We start from the raw sequence: 425 nt of genomic DNA, 5'->3' as shown, positions 1-425 counted from the left end.
TGTGCGGCGCCTCCCCGATCCCCGCGTCGAGCGGGAAGACGGAGCGGCACAGGCTCAACCGCGGCGGCAACCGGCAGGCGAACTGGGCGCTCTACGAGATCGCGATCAAGCGCATGGCATACGACGAGAGGACGAAGAGGTACGTGGCGAAGCGAACCTCCGAGGGGAAGTCCCGGAGGGAGGCGATCCGCTGCCTGAAGCGCTACATAGCGCGGGAGGTGTACCGCGTGCTCATGGACCCGAACCCCGACGGCGCCGCGCCGGAAGGCCCCGAGCTCGCGAAGATGCGCAAGGCGATGCGGGTGACCCAGAAGCAGGCCGCCGCGGGGCTCGGCATGTCCGCGGCCTCACTCGGTCACCTGGAACATGGGAGACGGCGGTCGACGAAACTGGAGAGGAGGTATTACGAGCTCCTGTGCGAATTG

The 425-nt window shown here is 67.8% G+C and carries 1 protein-coding gene; it reads left to right on the top strand.

Annotated elements, in window-relative coordinates; translation table 11 throughout:
• The coding region (locus KSY82_RS10255; protein ID WP_217752386.1) for a transposase at nt 1-425 on the top strand (425 nt) is incomplete at both ends.

This window comes from Collinsella aerofaciens, from assembly GCF_019131995.1.
GTDB classification, from domain to species: domain Bacteria; phylum Actinomycetota; class Coriobacteriia; order Coriobacteriales; family Coriobacteriaceae; genus Collinsella; species Collinsella aerofaciens_S.
This window is presented reverse-complemented; position numbering and strand designations above follow the sequence as displayed.